This is a genomic window from Amycolatopsis coloradensis (assembly GCF_037997115.1).
Taxonomy (GTDB): domain Bacteria; phylum Actinomycetota; class Actinomycetes; order Mycobacteriales; family Pseudonocardiaceae; genus Amycolatopsis; species Amycolatopsis coloradensis_A.
In genome coordinates, this window is record NZ_CP150484.1 from 5785515 (window position 1) to 5803561 (window position 18047).

At 69.7% G+C, this 18047-nt stretch carries 19 protein-coding genes; 11 read left to right on the top strand and 8 right to left on the bottom strand.

Features of this window, described 5'->3' with window-relative positions; translation table 11 throughout:
• Positions 1–330 precede the first annotated feature (330 nt).
• Positions 331–1497 carry a PLP-dependent aminotransferase family protein gene (locus LCL61_RS27090; protein ID WP_340682327.1) on the bottom strand — a complete coding sequence of 389 codons (1167 nt, stop codon included), beginning with the start codon at positions 1495–1497 and terminating at the stop codon, positions 331–333.
• A gap of 110 nt (positions 1498–1607) precedes the next feature.
• Here LCL61_RS27090 and LCL61_RS27095 point away from each other — a divergent pair, with 110 nt between their 5' ends.
• Positions 1608–1958: a hypothetical protein gene (locus LCL61_RS27095; RefSeq protein ID WP_340682328.1), complete on the top strand. Its 351-nt coding sequence runs from the start codon at positions 1608–1610 to the stop codon at positions 1956–1958.
• On the opposite strand, the gene LCL61_RS27100 is transcribed toward LCL61_RS27095, so the two are convergent.
• Positions 1955–3178 carry an FAD-binding protein gene (locus LCL61_RS27100; RefSeq protein WP_340682329.1) on the bottom strand — a complete coding sequence of 408 codons (1224 nt, stop codon included), beginning with the start codon at positions 3176–3178 and terminating at the stop codon, positions 1955–1957. The genes LCL61_RS27095 and LCL61_RS27100 overlap by 4 nt on opposite strands.
• Positions 3179–3249: 71 nt before the next feature.
• Between LCL61_RS27100 and LCL61_RS27105 the strand changes: the two genes are divergently transcribed.
• The 5 genes from LCL61_RS27105 to LCL61_RS27125 all read left to right on the top strand — a co-directional run bounded on the left by LCL61_RS27105 (position 3250) and on the right by LCL61_RS27125 (position 7408).
• Positions 3250–4488, top strand: a complete 1239-nt coding sequence (locus LCL61_RS27105; RefSeq protein ID WP_340682330.1) for an ArsB/NhaD family transporter — start codon at positions 3250–3252, stop codon at positions 4486–4488.
• Between the two features lie 12 nt (positions 4489–4500).
• Entirely contained in the window at positions 4501–5271 is a 771-nt protein-coding gene (locus LCL61_RS27110) for an IclR family transcriptional regulator (RefSeq protein ID WP_340682331.1), read from the top strand.
• A gap of 32 nt (positions 5272–5303) precedes the next feature.
• A complete protein-coding gene (locus LCL61_RS27115; RefSeq protein ID WP_340682332.1) occupies positions 5304–6479 on the top strand; it encodes a 4-hydroxybenzoate 3-monooxygenase in 1176 nt (391 codons plus the stop codon).
• Positions 6480–6706: 227 nt separating this feature from the next.
• Positions 6707–7183 carry a hypothetical protein gene (locus LCL61_RS27120; protein WP_340682333.1) on the top strand — a complete coding sequence of 159 codons (477 nt, stop codon included), beginning with the start codon at positions 6707–6709 and terminating at the stop codon, positions 7181–7183.
• Between the two features lie 51 nt (positions 7184–7234).
• Entirely contained in the window at positions 7235–7408 is a 174-nt protein-coding gene (locus tag LCL61_RS27125) for a hypothetical protein (RefSeq protein WP_340682334.1), read from the top strand.
• On the opposite strand, the gene LCL61_RS27130 is transcribed toward LCL61_RS27125, so the two are convergent.
• On the bottom strand, positions 7392–9155 hold the full coding sequence (locus LCL61_RS27130; protein WP_340682335.1) for a bifunctional sugar phosphate isomerase/epimerase/4-hydroxyphenylpyruvate dioxygenase family protein: 1764 nt from the start codon (positions 9153–9155) through the stop codon (positions 7392–7394). The two genes, LCL61_RS27125 and LCL61_RS27130, sit on opposite strands and share 17 nt — an antisense overlap.
• On the bottom strand, positions 9145–9993 hold the full coding sequence (locus tag LCL61_RS27135) for a shikimate dehydrogenase (RefSeq protein WP_340682336.1): 849 nt from the start codon (positions 9991–9993) through the stop codon (positions 9145–9147). Before LCL61_RS27135 ends, LCL61_RS27130 begins: the two co-directional genes overlap by 11 nt.
• Before the next feature lie 110 nt (positions 9994–10103).
• Between LCL61_RS27135 and LCL61_RS27140 the strand changes: the two genes are divergently transcribed.
• From LCL61_RS27140 to LCL61_RS27150, 3 genes are all read left to right on the top strand, one after another.
• Positions 10104–10745, top strand: coding sequence for a TetR/AcrR family transcriptional regulator (locus tag LCL61_RS27140; RefSeq protein ID WP_340682337.1), 642 nt, complete (start codon positions 10104–10106; stop codon positions 10743–10745).
• 120 nt (positions 10746–10865) lie between these two features.
• On the top strand, positions 10866–12173 hold the full coding sequence (locus LCL61_RS27145; protein ID WP_340682338.1) for an MFS transporter: 1308 nt from the start codon (positions 10866–10868) through the stop codon (positions 12171–12173).
• Positions 12170–12364, top strand: a complete 195-nt coding sequence (locus tag LCL61_RS27150) for a hypothetical protein (RefSeq protein ID WP_340682339.1) — start codon at positions 12170–12172, stop codon at positions 12362–12364. Before LCL61_RS27145 ends, LCL61_RS27150 begins: the two co-directional genes overlap by 4 nt.
• A 287-nt stretch (positions 12365–12651) precedes the next feature.
• On the opposite strand, the gene LCL61_RS27155 is transcribed toward LCL61_RS27150, so the two are convergent.
• From LCL61_RS27155 to LCL61_RS27170, 4 genes are all read right to left on the bottom strand, one after another.
• A complete protein-coding gene (locus LCL61_RS27155; protein WP_340682340.1) occupies positions 12652–13083 on the bottom strand; it encodes an SRPBCC family protein in 432 nt (143 codons plus the stop codon).
• Between the two features lie 345 nt (positions 13084–13428).
• Positions 13429–13590 (bottom strand): hypothetical protein, encoded by a 162-nt coding sequence (locus LCL61_RS27160; RefSeq protein WP_340682341.1) that lies wholly within the window; start codon positions 13588–13590, stop codon positions 13429–13431.
• A 98-nt stretch (positions 13591–13688) separates the two neighbouring features.
• Entirely contained in the window at positions 13689–15074 is a 1386-nt protein-coding gene (locus tag LCL61_RS27165) for a PepSY-associated TM helix domain-containing protein (protein WP_340682342.1), read from the bottom strand.
• A gap of 113 nt (positions 15075–15187) precedes the next feature.
• Positions 15188–15733 carry a hypothetical protein gene (locus tag LCL61_RS27170; RefSeq protein WP_340682343.1) on the bottom strand — a complete coding sequence of 182 codons (546 nt, stop codon included), beginning with the start codon at positions 15731–15733 and terminating at the stop codon, positions 15188–15190.
• A gap of 57 nt (positions 15734–15790) precedes the next feature.
• Here LCL61_RS27170 and LCL61_RS27175 point away from each other — a divergent pair, with 57 nt between their 5' ends.
• Together LCL61_RS27175 and LCL61_RS27180 are read left to right on the top strand one after the other, a co-directional pair.
• Positions 15791–16987, top strand: a complete 1197-nt coding sequence (locus LCL61_RS27175) for an MFS transporter (protein ID WP_340682344.1) — start codon at positions 15791–15793, stop codon at positions 16985–16987.
• Positions 16988–17019: 32 nt separating this feature from the next.
• Positions 17020–18024, top strand: coding sequence for a LacI family DNA-binding transcriptional regulator (locus LCL61_RS27180; protein WP_340682345.1), 1005 nt, complete (start codon positions 17020–17022; stop codon positions 18022–18024).
• Positions 18025–18047 lie beyond the last annotated feature (23 nt).

The following is an 18047-nucleotide window of genomic DNA, read 5'->3' on the forward strand; positions in this document are numbered from 1 at the left end:
GGCCCTGAACGGACGATGTCCACAAAGGACACCAGAGGGGCAGGTGAATGTCCGTTTGATGCCTATCTGTACGGCTTTGACCGGGGCCGTGAGTGATGAGGACGGTTCCAGCCCTCCTTATCGCTCACGACCCCTTCGCAAAACGCCCGAATCGACATGGTCGCCCCGAAAGCGTCCCCTGCGGACAGTCGAGAAGTGTCAGGCCACCGTGACGAGCCCTCCGCCACCCACTTGGGCAGCGTGAACACGACTTCGCCGGGACCCTGACCTTCAGAGTGGGCAAGGAGGCCTTCACTACCCCGAGGAGCGCGGCAGCGGCTCGAGACCTCACTACGACAGGGCTTTGCCCAGCCGCCGCAATCCCTCGGCGATCGTCTCCGGCGCGTGGGTGGCGAACGACAGCCGCAACGCCGAGCGCTCCGGCTCCCCCACCTGGAACGCCGAGCCGGGCACGAAAGCGACGTCACGCCGCAGCGCCTCGGGAAGCAGCCGGTCCGTGTCCGCGCCGCCGGGAAGGGTGACCCAGACGAACATCCCGCCGTCCGGGTCGGTCCATGTCGTCCCGGGAGGGGTGATCGCGGGCAGTTCGGCCAGCATCGCGTCACGGCGCACGCGGTACGTCGCGCACAGCTTCCGCACGTGCGCGTCGAGATCCGCGACGGCCAGATACTCGGCCGCGGCCGCTTGGTCGACGGTCGAGCTGTGCAGATCCGTCGCCTGTTTGAGGATCGTGACGCGGCGCAGCAGTTCCCTCGGCGCCCGGAACCAGCCCAGCCGCACCCCGGGCGCGATCACCTTCGAAAACGTGCCGAGATAGATCGTGCGCCCGGCGAGCTCGGGGCGGGCCGACAGCGGTTGCTCGCGTTCGCCGCGATAGCGCAGCTCGTGGTACGGATCGTCCTCGACGAGCCAGAACCCGTGACGCGCGATCACTTCCGCGAGCGCGCGGCGTCGCTCCGGACCGATCGTGCGCCCGGAGGGATTCGAGAACGTCGGGACGAGGTACAGCAGCGCCGGCCGTTCCCTGGCCGCGATCTCGTCCAGCGCGGCCGGATCGATCCCGTCCGCGTCGCCGGGAACGGGCACGACACGTGCCTCGGCGAGCTGGAAGCATTGCAGCGCCGACAGGTACACCGGTTCTTCCACCAGCACGGTGGCGCCGGGGTCGAGCAACGCGGTGCTCAGCAGTTGCAGGCCCTGCTGTGAACCCGTGGTGATCAGCAGATCGTCCACAGTGGTCGTGAGCCCGCGACCGGACAGCCGTCGCGCGAGCAGCTCGCGCAGCCGAGCATTGCCTTCGGTGGGCGAATACTGTAACGCGGACCTGTCGGCGAGTGCCCGGTCGAAGGCGGCGCGGAGGCCGTCCGCATCGAACAGTTCCGGCGCGGGCATGCCACCGGCGAACGAGATCACGCCCGGGCGGGCGGTGAGGGCGAGCAGGTCGCGCACGGGAGAACTGGTGACACCGTCCATACGACGGGCGAGGGGAAGAGACATGAAGGCTCCTCGGGAGAAACGTGCGGCTCCAGTGCAGCAGCCGGGGATCTTCCCGCGCGAGCAAGCAACTGCCGCCACGATAGCAGTTTCGCCTGTCCTAGGCTTGTGCCGTGCCTCTCGTGGAAATCACCTACGCGCCCCATCTTCCCGAAGCCAAACTGCGCGAGCTCGGCTCGGTTCTGCCGCATCTCGTGTCCGTCGCGGTGGAGTGCCCCGAGGAACCCTACGACGGCGACCTCCAGCCGGGCGACGTCGAACTGCGTTTCCGCGTACCGGGACCGTTCGACCGCTTCGGACTCGACCTCCTGGTGGAGGTCAGGTCGAAGTGGTTCCCGAGCCGGGCGGACAACCGCCAGGAGCGGGTGGACCTGCTGCGCACGAGCATCGAATCCGCGACCGGGATCGACGACGTCGGCGTGTACCTCTCACTGCCCGTCGCGGCTTGGTCGCAGTCGGACTAGTGCTCCCCGAACACGTACCGCCGGACGAACGGATTCCGGAACTTGCCGTCCGGGTCCAGTTCGCCGGCGAGCGCCCGGAAATCGGCCAGCTTCGGGTAATCCGCCGCGCGGTGGAAGAGCTTTCCCCAGTGCGGCCGGACGTCGAACGGTGCCAGCCGCTCCTCCATCACGGGCAGCAGCTCGCGGACCGCCTTCTCGTCCGGCAGCCACGTGAAGTGCAGCGCCAGCCGGTCTCCACCGTGGAACGGGCTGAGCCACAGGTCGTCCCCCGCGACCGTGCGGATCTCTGAGGTGAGCAGGACGGGCGCCAGCCGGTGCCCGAGTCCGCGCATCGCCTCCATTGCCGCGACGGCGTGCCGGACGGGCACGAAGTACTCGGTCTGGAGTTCGTTCCCGACGCTGGGCGTGAAGTCCAGGCGGAAATGCGGGATCCGTTCATGCCACGGCCCGGTGACGCCGAGCTGACGCGTGCAGTTGTCCGCCGGGATGCCCGCCGCGTGTGCCGGATGCCGTGGCCCGTCCGCCGCCGTCGCGCCGAAGAAGTCCGCGCCCGGTCGCCCCGGTCCTTTGACCCAGACCTGGTCGACCTCGTCACGGGCCCAGTTCGTGAACAGGCTGACGCTGTAACCGGCGTCCTGGATCTCGTCGAAGTGCTCGTACACCGATTCCCAGGGCAGGCCGTCGAAGACGTCCTGGCGGAGGTCGAAGGACGGCACCAGGTCGAGAGTCAGCCGGGTCACCACACCCAGCGCGCCGAGGCCGACGACCACGCCGTCGTGCCGGGAGAAGGTCTTCAGCCCGCCATCGGCGGTCACCAGCTCCAAACCGGACACCGCCGACGCCAGGCTCTGGTTACGCCGCCCGGAACCGTGCGTCGCCGTCGCGACGGTGCCCGCCACCGTGCAGTGAGGCAGCGAAGCGAGGTTTGCCAGCGCGAACCCGGCAGCGTGGACCTGGACGGCGATGTCGCCGTAGCGGGCCGCCGCGGGCACCGTGACCGTCGCCGAGTCCGCATCGAGGACGGCGTCGCCGTCGAGCGCGGACAAATCGAGCAGGACGCCACCCGGACAGTCCGCGATGTCGTTGAAACAGTGCCCGCTGCCGAGAGCCCTGACCGCGGCCGCTCCGGCCACGACGTCCTGGATCTGATCGACGGTGCGCGGGCGGAGGATCCGTTCCGCGGTGAAGCTCTGATTTCCCGCCCAGTTCGTCTCTCGCACCAGGCCCAGCCTAGATTGCCGGAGTCGGCTTCACCCGGAGGAGGTTCGCACTGACAGGCTTTCCCGGCGAGATGGTGTCCATCGCGCTCTTGCTGGTCGTCCTGGCCTTCGCGGTGATCCGGCCACGCGGACTCCCGGAGGCGGTCGCGGCCGTCCCCGCCGCCGGGATCGTCCTGGCGGCCGGGGCGATCTCGTTCCCCGACGCCCTCGACGAAGTGACCAGGCTCGCCCCGGTCGTCGCCTTCCTCGCCGCGGTGCTCGTCCTGGCCAAATTGTGCGACGACGAAGGACTGTTCCAGGCGGCCGGGACACTCATGGCGCGGTTCAGCCGGGGACGGCCACAACGGCTGCTGCCGGCGGTGTTCGTCGTCGCCGCGGCGGTCACCGTGGTGCTCAGCCTGGACGCCACCGTCGTCCTGCTGACCCCGGTCGTGTTCGCCACCGCCGCGCGGATGGGCGCGCGGGCCAAACCGCACGCCTACGCCTGTACGCATCTGGCGAACTCGGCCTCGTTGCTGCTGCCGGTGTCCAATCTGACCAACCTGCTCGCCGTCGCCGCGACCGGGATCTCGTTCCTGCGGTTCACCGCGCTGATGACCTTGCCCTGGCTCGCGGCCGTGCTCACCGAATACGTGGTGTTCCGCCGGTTCTTCGCCGCCGACCTGGCGGCCCGGCCACGAGGGGGAAAAGCGGTCCCGGCCGGGAAAGTCCCGGCGTTCGTCCTCGTCGTGCTCGTCCTGACGCTGGCCGGGTTCGTGGTCGCGTCCCTGCTGGACGTCAGCCCCGCGTGGGCCGCGTTCGCCGGTGCCGCCGTCCTGGCCTGCCGTGCCCTCGCGCAGCGAAGGACGTCGCCCGCCGCGATCGTGCGATCGGCGAGCATCCCCTTCGTCGCTTTCGTGCTCGCGCTGGCGATCGTGGTCCGCGCCGTCGTCGACAACGGACTGGACGAGGCGCTCAGCCACCTGGTGCCGTCTTCCACCTCGTTCCCCGCCCTGCTCGGCGCGGCCGCGGTGGCGGCCGTCCTCGCCAACCTGATCAACAACCTGCCCGCCGTGCTCGTGCTGCTGCCGCTCGCCACCGCCGGCGGGACACCGGTGGTGCTGGCCGTGCTGATCGGGGTCAACCTCGGGCCGAACCTGACCTACGTCGGTTCGCTGGCGACGCTGTTGTGGCGGCGGATCCTGCACCGGCACGACACCCGCGCCGAGCTGGGCGAGTTCACCAGGCTCGGGCTGCTCACGGTCCCGGCGTCCATCGTGCTCGCCGTCGGCGGGCTGTGGCTCGGGCTCGTCTTGACTTCCACTCAGTGAGAGAATGGGCGCATGCCCGGGAACCTGTCGACCCCCGGCGCCAGTGTCACGTCGCGGGCGTTCGCGCTGCTCGGCGCCTTCGACGTCGACCATCGTGAGCTGTCGCTGACCGAACTCTCGCAGCGGGCCGGCCTGCCGCTGCCCACCGCCCACCGGCTCGCCCGCGAACTCGTCGGGCTGGGCGCGCTGGAGCGGCGCGAGGACCGGTACGCGGTCGGGAGACGGCTATGGGACCTCGGGCTGCTCGCGCCCGTCCAGTTCGGACTGCGGCAGGTCGCCGCCCCCTTCCTCCAGGATCTCTACGGCGCGACCGGCGCCACCGTCCACCTCGGCGAACGTGACGGCGACCAGGTGCTTTACCTCGACCGGCTCTCCGGGAACGCGTCCGTGCCGGTGGTCAGCCGGATCGGCGGACGGCTGCCGCTGCACGCCACCGGGATCGGGAAGGTCCTGCTGGCCTGGGCACCGGAGGACGTTCAACGGCAAGTGCTCGCTTCGCTGACCCGCGTCACGCCGTACACCATCACGCAGCCAGGCCGCCTGCGCGAGCAGTTGCGGCGGGTCCGGCGAGAGGGCTACGCGCAGACCGTCGAGGAGATGAGCCGGGGCGCGTGCTCGGTCGCCGTCCCGATCCGGCCGTCGGGTGGCGACGTCGTCGCGGCGCTCGGCCTGGTCGTCCCGGATCTGAGCCGCGGCCGGGCCCGGCTGATCTCCGCACTCCAGGTCGCGGCCGCCGGAATCGGCCGGAGCCTGCGAGTTTCACTGAGTGGAAGCGACCGCTAGCGGTTCCGCGGCCGCGCGATCAGACTCCGGTCATGCGTACCCCAGTCGCCATCGTCGGCGCCGGCCCGGCCGGACTGCTCCTGTCGCATCTGCTCGATCTCGCAGGGGTCGAGTCGGTGATCGTGGAGACCCGCTCGCGCGAGTACGTCGAAGGGCGGATCCGGGCGGGCATCCTCGAACAGTCCACAGTGGACCTCCTTCGTGAGACAGGACTCGGCGACCGGCTCGATCGCGAAGGCGACGAGCACCGCGGTATCCATCTGCAATGGCCCGAGGAACGGCATCACCTCGACTTCGTGGACCTGGTGGGCCGAAGCGTCACCGTGTACGGCCAGACCGAGGTGACGAAGGACCTCGGCAAGGCGCGTGCGACTGCCGGGCAGCAGATCCACTACGAAGTCACCGGCACCGCCGTGCACGACATCGAGACCGAGCGGCCCTACGTCACTTTCACCGACGCGGACGGCGCACAGCAGCGGCTGGACGCCGACGTCGTCGTCGGCTGCGACGGCTCCTTCGGCCCCTGCCGCACCGCGATCCCCGACGCCGCGAAGCAGACTTGGGAACGCACCTACCCGTACTCGTGGCTCGGCGTGCTCGCCGACGTCGCCCCTTCGACCGACGAACTCATCTACGCGTGGCATCCCGACGGTTTCGCCATGCATTCGATGCGCTCGGCCAGCGTCAGCAGGCTCTACCTGCAGGTGCCCAACGGCACCGACATCGGCGCCTGGTCCGACGACAGGATCTGGGAAGCGCTCGCGACCAGGCTCGGCCACGGCCAGAACGGCTGGACGCTCACGCCGGGGCCGATCACCGACAAGAGCGTGCTGCCCATGCGCAGTTTCGTGCAGCAGCCCATGCGACACGGCCGCCTGTTCCTCGCCGGTGACGCCGCCCATATCGTGCCGCCCACCGGCGCGAAGGGCCTCAACCTCGCCGTCGCCGACGTCGCCCTCCTCGCCCCCGCGCTGACCGCTTTGGTGCGAGACAAGGACTTCGCGCTCGCCGACGCCTACTCCGACACCGCGCTGCGCCGGGTCTGGCGGTGTACGCACTTCTCGTGGTGGATGACGACGATGCTGCACCAATCCGGTGACCCGTTCGACCGGCAGTTGCAGCTTTCGCAGTTGCAGTGGCTGGCGCGGAGCGAGGCGGGCCGGGCGGGCCTGGCGGAGAACTACGCGGGACTGCCCATCGGGTTCTGAATATCGGTGGCTGCTGACGGTCGTCGTCGCGTACCTGACGCACCGGCGGTCCCATCGGGCATGTCGCGAAAGCCACATTCGGGACACCTCTGGTCAACCGTGCCGGCGACCGGGCGGCGAGGCGTTGTGATTTCCCGAAACCCGCCACGCGGACGGCGGCTCACCGCATAGGATCTCCGCGGCGTCGCCGGCCCCCGATCTCCGGCGGAGACCTGTGGAAGGCAGACATGTCACCCTTTGCGTTCGCGAGCATCGAGACCATCCCACTGATGTTGCAACTCGCGGTGGGCCTGCTCGGCCTGATCGTCTCGGTCAAAGGACGCGCCCGGGGAGTCTCCGGCCTGATGGTGGCCGCCTTCGCGGTCATGCTCGTCACGACGGTGATGAGCATCGTGTGGCAGTTCGTGGCGCTGAACGTGCCAGACTGGAGCGAGTCCGGCGACCTGTCCATCGACGCCATCCGCTCGATCTACCTGGCGGTCGCCCTGGTGTTCGACTCCGCCTCACTGCTGTCCTGGTTGCTGGTCGCTGTCGCGGTCGTCAAAAGCGGCCGGTCGTCCCGGCAGCAGCAGGGCTTCGCCCCGCAGGCCGGCTACCCGATGGCCGCTCAGCCGGGATACCCGGCCGCACAGCCCGGTTACGCCCAGCCAGGTCAGCCGGACCAGACACCGCCGAACCCGCCTGCTCAGCAGCCGCCGAGCTAGCGCGAGGCGACGAGAAGCCTCAGCCGCCGCAAGCCGGGCAGTCGGTGGGCGATGATCATCAGCGGGGCCATTTCGACCCTCGCCGGGACTTCCTTCCTCCTGCAGGCCGCCCAACCGGACGCCTCACCGGTCAACCTGGCCGGATACGCCGTCCTCGGCGGGGTGTTCGTCCTCGTCTCGGCGATCCGTCTCGGCCGCCACACCCGGCTCACCGCGTCAGACTGAGCCGCCGTTCCCGATGCGCGGTCATGTACACCGGCGTGTTCACGACCCCGTACCCGCGATACCCGCCGATCCGTTGCACGACCTCGAAGAACACCCGTGACCCGACCAGTTCGGTACAGAAGTGCAGGAACTCACCGGACGAGTCCCGGTCGTACAGCACCGAATTCTCCCGCAACGCGGCCGAAAACGGCAGATCGAACCGCGCGTCGAGGTCGTCGTAGTAGTTGCCGGGGATCGAAAGCAGTGGCGCGCCCGCCTCCCGCATGGTCCGCGCGACGGCGATCGCGTCATCGCAAGCGAAGGCGATGTGTTGCGGCGAAGGCACTCCTGGCGCCCACTCCCCGCGCCGCACCAGGGCGCTGTCCAACGTCAGCCGGACATCCCGGTTCCCGACCGCGCGGCTGCGCACGAGCCCGAACGGCGCCGCGAATTCGGACACCCGCTCGGGCCGCAGGCCCAGCACCGACCGGTAGAACAGCGTCGCCTCGTCGAAGTGGTCGAATGGCTGGGTCAGGGCGACATGATCGATTCCGGTGATCCCCACCTCCGCCGGGGCCGCTCCGGAGGGAACGAAGTCGCGAAGCCATTCGTCGTTGCCACAGAAGAAGATTTCGGTTCCGTCGGGCGCGGCGACGGCGGACAGGTCCGCCTCGTCCGGGCCGTGCTCGCGGGGTAGCACGGGCGCGAGCAGGGCCTCCGCGCGCCGCGCCGATCCGGCCGGATCCGCGCTGGTCAGGCCGAGGGCGCTGATCGTGCCCTCCGCTGCGGCCTCGTTCACCAGCAGCCGAGCCGATCCCTGTTGCCACAAGTGAACTGGCTTCGTGCGATGGGTTCCGACGTGCGCGAAACCGAGATCCGCGAGCACGGTGCCCGGAACCGCGAGCTCCGCGAAAGCGTGTCCATCCAGTCGAGGCGCCTCGGCAACCTCAAGGGCGCCAACGGATTCGCGCAGCGCCACCAGCGATCGCATGGCGTCGACGGCCGCGGGCCGCGGATCCGCCTGCCGGAAGACGTCGTTGAACACCTCCAGCGAAAGCGGCCCTCGATACCCCGCCGCCAGGACGTGCCCTGTGAACGTGGCCAGGTCGAACGCGCCCTGGCCGGGGAAGAGCCGGTGATGCCTGCTCCAGTGCAGCACGTCCATGTCCAGCAAAGGCGCGTCGGCCAGTTGCAGGAAGAAGATCTTCTCCCCGGGGATCGTCCGGATCGCGCGGGGATCGCTGCGGCGCGACAGGATGTGGAAACTGTCGAGGCAGACTCCCAGTACCGGATGATCGGCCCGCCGCACGATCCGCCACGCGTGCTCGTAGGTGTTCACGAACCGGCCCCACGCGAGCGCTTCGTAAGCGACCCGGATTCCACGCGACGCGGCCAGCGAAGCCAGCTCGTGCAGCTGCTCGGCGGCCAGATCGTCGTCGTCGACGGCGTCGGGCGAGACCGACGAGCAGACCAGGACGGTGTCCGTCCCGAGTTCGGCCATGAGGTCGAACTTCCGCCGCGCCCGGCGGAGGTTCGCGCGGAGCACGTCCGGCGGCACGGCCTCGAAATCGCGGAACGGCTGGTAGAGATCGATCGTGAGGCCGAGGTCGGCGCAGAGCCGCCGGATCTCCGACGGTGTCCGCCGGGACGCGATCAGGTCGTTCTCGAAGATCTCGACGCCGTGGAAGCCGGCCGCGGCGGCCGCCGCGAGCTTGTCCTCGAGCGTGCCGGAAAGACAGACGGTCGCGATGGCGGTGTCACCGGACATGGGAGGGTTTCCCTTCCAGCGCTTCGAAATGCCGGAGCATCCGGTCTGCGTCCGGCTCCGCGCCGGTGAACAGGCGGAACGAGTCCGCCGCCTGGAACACCACCATCCCGCCGCCGTGCAGTGTCCGGCATCCTCGCTCACGCGCCTGCTTGAGCAGCGTGGTCTCCAGCGGCCGGTAGACGATGTCGGCCACCCACATCCCCGGGCGCAGCGACTCGGCGGGAACGGGCGATCCCGGATACGCGGCCATCCCGGTCGGTGTGGCGTGGACGAGGCCGTCGGCGACACGGATGTCATCGAGGGAACCGGGGAGGGCCCGGTCGTCACCGAACCGCCGCAGCAGCGCGGAGACCAGTGTCCCGGCACGCGCCGAGTCGACGTCGTGGACGATCAGCCGCCCGGCCCCCAGCGAAAGCAGGGCATGGGCCACGGCCGCGCCCGCCCCACCCGCGCCGAGGAGGACGACTGTGTCCATCTCGGCATCCGGCAGGCCCTGGATGAGGTTGCGGGCGAAACCGGTCGCGTCCGTGTTGTGCCCGGTGGCGACCCCCTCGCGGAACACCACCGTGTTGACCGCGCCGAGTGCCGCGGCGTCCGGCGCGACCTCGTCGAGATACGGCAGCACCTGTTGTTTCACCGGATGCGTGACGTTGAGACCGTCGAAGCCCGCGGTCCGCGCGGCGGCCAGCACTTCGCCGATCGGCAGCCTCAGCACGTCGAGGTCGAGCCGCCGGTAGAGATAGCGCAGCCCGAGCTCGTCGGCTTCCCGTTCGTGCAGCGCCGGGCTGAGCGACGGCCCGATACCGGTACCGACCAGGCCGATGAGGTAGCTGGTCACCAAGATCCTCCGTAATGTACGAACTAGTGAGTTCACTGTAGCGCGGACCGGCCGGCACGAGAAGGGCTGCGCTAGAGTGAGGCCTCCACCAGCGGTTCGGAGGGAGTCAGGTGGCCGCACCGTCGTCCGAGGTCGAGCGTCAGCGCGACAAGGAACGCACCCGCGCCGAAATCCTCGCGGTGGCCACCAGGGAGTTCGCCGACAAGGGCTACGCCGGCGCCAGAGTGGACGAGATCGCCGCCCGCACGAGCACCACCAAGCGGATGATCTACTACTACTTCGGCGGCAAGGAACAGCTCTACGTCGCCGCCCTCGAACGGGCGTACGCGACGATCCGCGCCCTCGAACAGGATCTCGACGTCGACCACCTCGAACCCGAGGACGCGATCCGCCAGCTCGCCGAACTCACCTTCGACCACCACGAGGCGAACCCGGACTTCATCCGTCTCGTGAGTATCGAGAACATCCACCACGGCGAGCACATCGCGCGCTCGGAAGCCTTGTCCGGCATGGCGAACCCGGCCCTCGACGTGCTCACCCGCATCCTCGACCGCGGCCGCGAAGCAGGCCGGTTCCGCGACGACGCCGACGCACTCGACGTGCACATGGTGATCAGCTCGTTCTGCGTGTTCCGCCTCGCGAACCGGCACACCTTCTCGGCGATCTTCGGCCGCGACATGCTCGATCCGGCGCGCCGCGATCACTATCGCCTGATGCTGGGCGATCTGGTGATCGAGTACCTGACGGCCTGAAATCCCGGCTCTTGACAACCCGGGCACCGTCTCGCAGGCTGCATTAACTAACTAGATCGTACATTGCTGGATCGTCCCTGGAGCGTCGACGTGGCCTCTCCCTCCCCTGTCACGCAAGGCATGCCCCGCAAGGCCGCAATGGCCGCCTGGATCGGCAGCGCCTTGGAGTACTACGACTTCTTCATCTACGGAACCGCCGCCGCACTGGTGTTCAACAAGGTCTTCTTCCCCGCCTCCTCCCCCGCCACCGGAACACTGCTCGCGCTGGCGACCTTCGGCGTCGGCTACCTCGCCCGCCCGGTCGGCGCGTTCGTGCTCGGGCACGTCGGCGACCGCTTGGGCCGCAAGAAGGTCCTGGTGTTCACGCTGGTGCTGATGGGCGTCACGACATTCCTGGTCGGCTGCCTGCCGACGTACGACTCCGTCGGGGTGCTCGCGCCGGTCCTGCTGGTGATACTTCGCCTCCTGCAAGGACTTTCGGCCGCCGGCGAGCAGGCGGGCGCCAACTCGATGTCGCTGGAACACGCGCCGTCCCACCGGCGCGGCTACTACACGAGCTTCACCCTCAGCGGCACCCAAGCCGGTCAGATCCTGGCCACCGCGGTGTTCCTGCCGATCGCCGCGCTCCCCCAGGAGCAGTTGCTCACGTGGGGCTGGCGGATCCCGTTCTGGTGCAGCGCCGTCGTGGTGGTGGTCGGCTTCGTGATCCGCCGCAAGATCGACGAGACCCCGGTCTTCGAACAGAACCGGTCCGACATCGCCAAACTGCCGGTCGCCGTGCTGTTCCGGACGCACTGGAAAGACGTGCTCCGGGTGGTCGTCGCGGCCACCATCGCCTCCGTCAGCACGATCTTCACCGTCTACGCGCTGAGCTACGCGGTCAACACGGTCGGCCTGGAACGCGGGCCGATCCTGTGGGTCGGCGTACTGGCCAACGTCGCCGCGCTGCTCGCGATCCCTTTCCTGGCAGGGCTTTCCGACCGGATCGGCCGTAAACCGGTGTTCATCGCTGGCTGCCTCGCTTGCGCGGTGCTGATCTTCCCGTACCTGTGGTCCATTTCGGACGGTTCGTACCCGTTGATCTTCACCCTCGGAATCCTGCTGTTCGGTGTCGCCTACAGCGCCGTCAACGGGGTGTGGCCGTCGTTCTACGGCGAGATGTTCAGCGCCAGGGTCCGCCTTTCGGGGATGGCGATCGGAACGCAGATCGGGTTCGCCATCGCCGGGTTCGCACCCAGCGTCGTGGCCGCGATCGGCTCGGGGAAGGACGACTGGCTCGGCGTCGCCGTCTTCACCGCAGCCGTCTGCCTGCTCAGCGCCGCGGCCGCGCTCACCGCGCGCGAAACGCACCGTGTCCCGACCGAGGACCTCGGCGTGCCGCACGTTCGGCGGGTGAAAGAGTCCGCTTCGGTGACACGTGGCGGATGAATCCCCGAGGCCGGGGCGGCCAGAATCGGTGGCGGATCTCCCGCCGAGTCCGGAGTGCGACCGGTGACTACGCGTTCGACCCCGAAATCGCTCCGGCCGTCCCGCTGTTGCCCAAGCTGGACCTCACCGACCTGCCCGGCACCCGAGAACAGCTGAAGCGATCACCGTGCTCGCGCGGGCGCTACTCGTGAGTGGCGATTCGGGTTCTGACCCGGATCGCCACTCACGACGCGTTCGGTGGGCTCGGTACCGGCGCCCGTGCCCGCCTGAAGTACCTGAAGGCCCGCTTCACGCGCGGCCGCTGCGCCTGCTGTGGTCGCCGGTGCACCTGGGACGAGAGCGGCGCCCCTGAAGGTAGTGAAGGCCTCTTTCACTACCTTCAGGGTAGGCAAGGAGGCCTTCACGGACACATGATCAGCCCCAGCCAAACCCAGTCAGTAGGTACCCAAGACGCTGACCCGAATCGCCGCTCACGAGGTCAAAGCGCTTCGAGCGTCGCCTTCATCGCCGGCACCAACTCGTCGCCCATCCTTTCGAACTCCCGCTTGAGAAACGGGTCCGCGAGTTTGGCCAGGCCGTGGAACTCGATGGTGGCGTGGTAGCTGACGGTCGTCGCGCCATCTTCCTCGGAGATCGTCAGATCGTCGGTGGACGTCGCGGTCTTGTTGCTGCCGACGAACACGATCCGGTCCGGCTCCAGCCGCTCGAGGCGATAGGTCAGCTCGGTCTTCTTGCCGCGGAACTCGGACACGTTGTGCCATTGCGCTCCGACGGCGATCGGGCCGGTATCGATACGGGTGCAGGACACGGTACCGGGGTCCCACGACTCGGCGTGCGCGAAGTCCCGCAGGTAGCCGACGACGGTCTGGGCGGGGGTTCGGACGGTGATCGTCCGGTGCACGTGGACCATCTCGACAACGGTACGCAGGAGAACCTGGACCCGCAGCGTGGCTGCGCGTGAAGGCCCCCTTCCCTCGGTTCAGCCGAGGGAAGGGCTCTGCGAAGCCACCTGCGGGCTGGAGGTGACGATCGACGAGAAGAGCCTNCACATGATCAGCCCCAGCCGAATCCAGTAGGTACCCAAGACGCTGACCCGAATCGCCACTCACGACACGCGCGAAACCCGTGCGGCAGAACACTTCCAGTGCCGCGACGTCGGCGGCCCGGTCGGCGTCGCGGCAAGGGGCATCCAGCGCCAGGACGTGGTCCTGTCCCCCGCAACCGGGCCACCGGCACCTCGGCGAGCGAACCCAGGTCACCGTGCACCACGATCGGCTCGACGGCGGGGAACCGATCCGCCAGCTTGGCCTGCGACCACGAGCGACGGCGTCGCGTTCCCTCGCCCGTCGGCGAGCGACGCGCGCAGCGCGCCCACGATCGCGTCGTCGTCGCGGGGTTGCAGCAGTACAGCGGCCACTTCGCCCACCGTCGCCACGTGCAATCGAGGCAGCGAACCACCTCGCGCCAGGAGCCCGACGGCGGCCGTCCTCGGTACCGACGGCCAAGACCCGGAACTCACCCGGTGACGTCGGTCGAGTCCGGTGTGGACCGGCCACGGGACCGCAGGCCCAGCAGCAGGTCGATCACCAGGAACGCCAGCAGGCTGATCCCGAACAGCGGAACGAACCAGCCGATCGCGGCCGCGAGGACGAGAAGACCCACCACCAAGGCGAGCGGCGCCTTGCGCCACTGACCGCGCGGGATGGGCCGCCCCAAGGTCAGCCCGGTGGCGCGGGTCGGCCGACGCCGCCACCACATGCGGTAGCCGAGCACGACCAGCGTGACCAGACCGGCGCCGAGCAGGAGCAGCACGAGCTGGTTGGGCCAGCCGAACAGCACGCCCATATGCGCGTCGACCCCCCAGCGGGCGAGCTTGGCCATCAGCGGGTAGTCGGCGAACCGCACCTCGCCCAGGATCTGCCCGGTGGTCCCGTCGACCGCGACGGCGTCGACCTGCGTCGGCCAGCCGCGCTCGATTTCCGCCACCTGCCACGGAGCGCCGGGTTCCGCGGGCAGCCCGATCTCCACCGACGGCGCGTCGATCCCGGCGGCACGGGCCGACGCGAGCATCGCGTCCACGCTCTCGGGTTTCGCGGCGGGCGCTTCACCGTGACCCGAGTGCCCGGCGTGGCCGGCGTGCTCGCCGGCGCCGGCCACCTTCAACGCCGGGGTGGCCCAGCCGAGGGATTCACGCAGCGCCGAGACGTTCTCGCCCGCGTACGCCGACCACGTCAGCCCTGTCGCGGAAAGGAACAGCGCGCCGAGCAGCACCCACAGGCCGACAGATCCGTGACGGCGCACCGACTTCCCGCGCGCGGATTCGCTCTTCTCGTTCCGGCGGGCGCGGCGGCGGCTCACCCACAGCACGAGACCGCCCAGCGCGACCACCCACAGCCAGGACGCGGCCAGTTCGCTGTAGAGCCGGCCTGGCTCACCGAGAAGCAGGTTGCGGTGCAACTGGTCGAGCGTGGTCCGGAACGGCAAGGCGCCGCTCGAGCCGTACGCGACGAGATCCCCGCGCACCTGCGCGGTGGCGGGGTCGACGAAGATCGCGCGTCGTTCGGACTCGCCGAGCCCGTCCTCGGCGAAGAGCACGCGGGTGGTGTCGCCCGGTTCCGGAGCGGGCCGGATGGCGACCAGGTCACCGCCGGGGTTCGCGGCTTGTGCCGCTTTGACCTGGTCGGCCAGTGAGACCTGATTCAGCCCGACGGGTGCCCGGAGCTGATCGGCGTAGATCCAGGACTCCATCTGCGGAGTCGCCGCGTACAGAACGCCGGTGAGCGCGGCGATGAGGACGAACGGGCCGACGAGAACGCCGGCGTAGAAGTGGAGACGGAGGAACAGTCCGCGCCAGCCGGACGCGCGCGGCGGGCTCGTGGTCGATTCGATTCGCGTTGCCATGGGGGACTCCTGAGGCGTCGGTGGGGAGGCGTGCGCCTGCGCCGCGCGCCGGTGTGGTCACGGCACGCGTGCTGAGCCCTGCCGCGACAGGGGTCTCGGCAGGGTTTCGGGGATCAGGCGAACGTCACCGGCGGGCCGCGCCGGGAAAGCACGTCTCGCAGGAGCGCCTCGGTCGCGGGGAACTTCACCACGAGCGGGACGTGGATCCGCAGCGGCGCCGTCGCAGGCCGCGGTGTCAGACGGCGTGGAAGGACCGAAGCGATCAGCGCCGTGAGCGCGAACAGGACGCGCTCGGCGCCCGCGAGCACCATCGCCACCACAAGGGTCGCCGCGGCGTGCCCGGCCGCCATGGCCAGGCCGTTGCCGGGGGCCTCGGCGTGGTGGGCGTGTGACTGCCAGGTCAGGAAGGTCAGGCAGGCGTGCATCGCCAGTTGCCCGCCCGCCACCAGGCCGAGGATGGCGAGCGGACCGCGACGGCGTCCCGCGAACGCGTACGCCACCCAGCTCAGCAGGACGACGAGCAGCACGACCACGCCGAGGTCGGGGACTCGTCCGCTGGTCCCGGCGTGCGCACCGGTCGCCAAAGTGCCGGTCAGGACCCCCACGGCCCCGCCGCGGAGGCGCCTGGCCGGGCCTCGGGCCGAGGTCGGCGTACGCACGGGAGGCAGAGTAGAGCGCGAAAGGGCCCGCTGTCTCTCCTTGCTATCGTCACCCCGGTGTTCCGCAGCCTGTCGTTCCTCCGGCTCTGGACCGGGAACACCGCCTCCGGGCTGGCGACCTGGGCCCTGCCGTTCATCCTCGGACTCGCGGTGCTGGAACGGTCGCTTTCGGCTGTGGACCTCGGCATCGTGCTCGCCGCGCGGACCGCGGGATTCCTCGTGGCCGTACCGGTGGCGGGCGTACTGGCCGACCGGTACTCACGGCGCGGGGTCGTGCTCTGGGCCGGTTTCGTCGCGGGTGCCGCCACTCCCCTGATCGCGGTCGGTATGGGCCGATCGGTCGTGGCGATGGCCGTCGCGGCCGCCGTCGTCGGCATCGGGCAGGGCGCGTGCCGCCCGGCGTTCCAGGCGCTGACCGCCGAAGTGATCGCCGAAGACCGGCGCCAGCAGGCCAACGCCGCGATGACGCTCGCCGTCCGGGTCACGACCCTGGTAGCCCCCGGGCTCACCGCCTTGCTCTCGCAGTTCGCCTCTACGTCGGCCCTGGTGATCGGGACCGGAGTGCTGTGGCTGGGCGCGGCGATGATCCCGCCGCGAGGCACTTTCGCGCCTGCCCCGGCCACGACCAGGATCCGCTTCTTCGGCGAGTTCGCCGACGGTCTCCGCGAAGCTCGCCGTCATCCGTGGTTCCTGGCCGGGCTCGGCGCGCTGACCGCCGTGATCGCGACCGGCTATTCCGCCACCGGTGTCGTACTGCCGTTGGTCAGCCGCGACCGCTACGACACCGAAGCCGTCCTGGCCGCCGGGCTCACCGCATACACCGTCGGCGCCCTCGCGGGCGCCGTCGTCATCGCGCGCCGGCGACCGAAACGGCAGGGCTGGGCGGCGCTGCTCGGGCTCGGCTGCTATGGCTTCGCGCCACTGAGCCTGCTGTTCCCGGTGCACCCGGCCTTCGTCATCGCCGCCTACGCGGTCGCCGGGCTGGGCATCGAACTGTTCAACGTCCCGTGGTTCACCGCGACCCAGCGGGAGGTCGAGCCGGGGAAGCTCGCGCGGGTGTCCTCTTTGGACTTCCTGTTCTCCTATGGACTGGCGCCCGCCGGGCTCGCGCTCATCGCCCCCGCGATCGACCGGTTCGGGGCGGAGCCGGTGCTGGCGGCGTGCGCGGTCGTCTGCTTCGCCGCGCCTGCGGCCGCCGCCCTCGTTCCTTCCTCGCGTGACTTTCGGGCAACCGCACCGATCAAAAGTGTCTAGTTTTTGCGCTCACTTGCGGTAATGTTGCAACCATGACGCGTCGTCTTGCCGAAGTCGCCCGCAAGGTCGGGGTCAGTGAAGCCACGGTCAGCCGGGTGCTCAACGGCCGGTCCGGGGTCTCCGCCAGCACCCGGGCCGCCGTCCTCACCGCGCTGGACGTGATGGGCTATGAACGGCCGACCCAGCTGCGCGGAGATCGTGCCCGCCTGGTCGGACTGGTCCTTCCCGAACTTCAGAACCCCATCTTCCCCGCGCTGGCCGAGATCATGGGCAACGCACTCGCCCAGCAGGGCTTCACCCCGGTGCTGTGCACCCGCACCGCGGGCGGCGTCTCCGAAGCCGAGTACGTCGAACTGCTGCTGCAACAGCAGGTTTCCGGTGTCGTGTTCGCCGGCGGGCTCTACGCCCAGGCCGACGCGGTGCACTCCCACTACCACCATCTCGCCGAGCGCCGCCTGCCGACGGTGCTGATCAACGCCGCCGTCGACCACCTCGGACTGCCGCAGATCTCGTGCGACGACGCGGTCGCCGTCGAGCAGGTCGTCGGCCACCTGAGCTCACTCGGACACGAGAAGATCGGTCTCGTCCTCGGCCCGAACGACCACGTGCCGTCGCGGCGCAAACTCGAGGCGTTCCGCGCCTACGCGGCGAAACTCGGGCTCCCGGTCCTGGACGAACTCGTCGAACACGGCATGTTCTCCATCGAAGGCGGGCACGCCGCCGCGGCCAGGCTGTACCCGCGCGGCGCGACGGCCGTCCTGTGCGCGAGCGATCTCCTGGCACTGGGCGCGATCCGCGCGGCCCGGCGGCAGGGCCTGTCGGTTCCCGAAGACGTCTCGGTGGTCGGTTACGACGATTCGGCCCTGATGAACTGCACCGATCCGCCGCTGACCACGACCCGCCAGCCGATCGAGGCGATGGGCCGCGCCGTGGTGGAACTACTGGTCAAGCGCATAAACGGCGGCGAGGTCGCGGCCGAGGAACTGCTGTTCGCCCCCGAACTCGTCGTCCGGGGCTCCACCGCCCGTCGCATTTAGCCGACTACGCCACAACGACAGCG

Excerpts from the sequence above, each read along its gene's own strand:
- LCL61_RS27130 (WP_340682335.1), bottom strand. The coding sequence starts at position 9,155 with ATGTCCGGTGACACCGCCATCGCGACCGTCTGTCTTTCCGGCACGCTC.
- LCL61_RS27155 (WP_340682340.1), bottom strand. The coding sequence starts at position 13,083 with ATGGTCCACGTGCACCGGACGATCACCGTCCGAACCCCCGCCCAGACC.
- LCL61_RS27090 (WP_340682327.1), bottom strand. The coding sequence starts at position 1,497 with ATGTCTCTTCCCCTCGCCCGTCGTATGGACGGTGTCACCAGTTCTCCC.
- LCL61_RS27105 (WP_340682330.1), top strand. The coding sequence starts at position 3,250 with ATGGTGTCCATCGCGCTCTTGCTGGTCGTCCTGGCCTTCGCGGTGATC.
- LCL61_RS27110 (WP_340682331.1), top strand. The coding sequence starts at position 4,501 with ATGCCCGGGAACCTGTCGACCCCCGGCGCCAGTGTCACGTCGCGGGCG.
- LCL61_RS27165 (WP_340682342.1), bottom strand. The coding sequence starts at position 15,074 with ATGGCAACGCGAATCGAATCGACCACGAGCCCGCCGCGCGCGTCCGGC.
- LCL61_RS27145 (WP_340682338.1), top strand. The coding sequence starts at position 10,866 with ATGCCCCGCAAGGCCGCAATGGCCGCCTGGATCGGCAGCGCCTTGGAG.
- LCL61_RS27120 (WP_340682333.1), top strand. The coding sequence starts at position 6,707 with ATGTCACCCTTTGCGTTCGCGAGCATCGAGACCATCCCACTGATGTTG.
- LCL61_RS27180 (WP_340682345.1), top strand. The coding sequence starts at position 17,020 with ATGACGCGTCGTCTTGCCGAAGTCGCCCGCAAGGTCGGGGTCAGTGAA.
- LCL61_RS27150 (WP_340682339.1), top strand. The coding sequence starts at position 12,170 with ATGAATCCCCGAGGCCGGGGCGGCCAGAATCGGTGGCGGATCTCCCGC.
- LCL61_RS27115 (WP_340682332.1), top strand. The coding sequence starts at position 5,304 with ATGCGTACCCCAGTCGCCATCGTCGGCGCCGGCCCGGCCGGACTGCTC.
- LCL61_RS27125 (WP_340682334.1), top strand. The coding sequence starts at position 7,235 with ATGATCATCAGCGGGGCCATTTCGACCCTCGCCGGGACTTCCTTCCTC.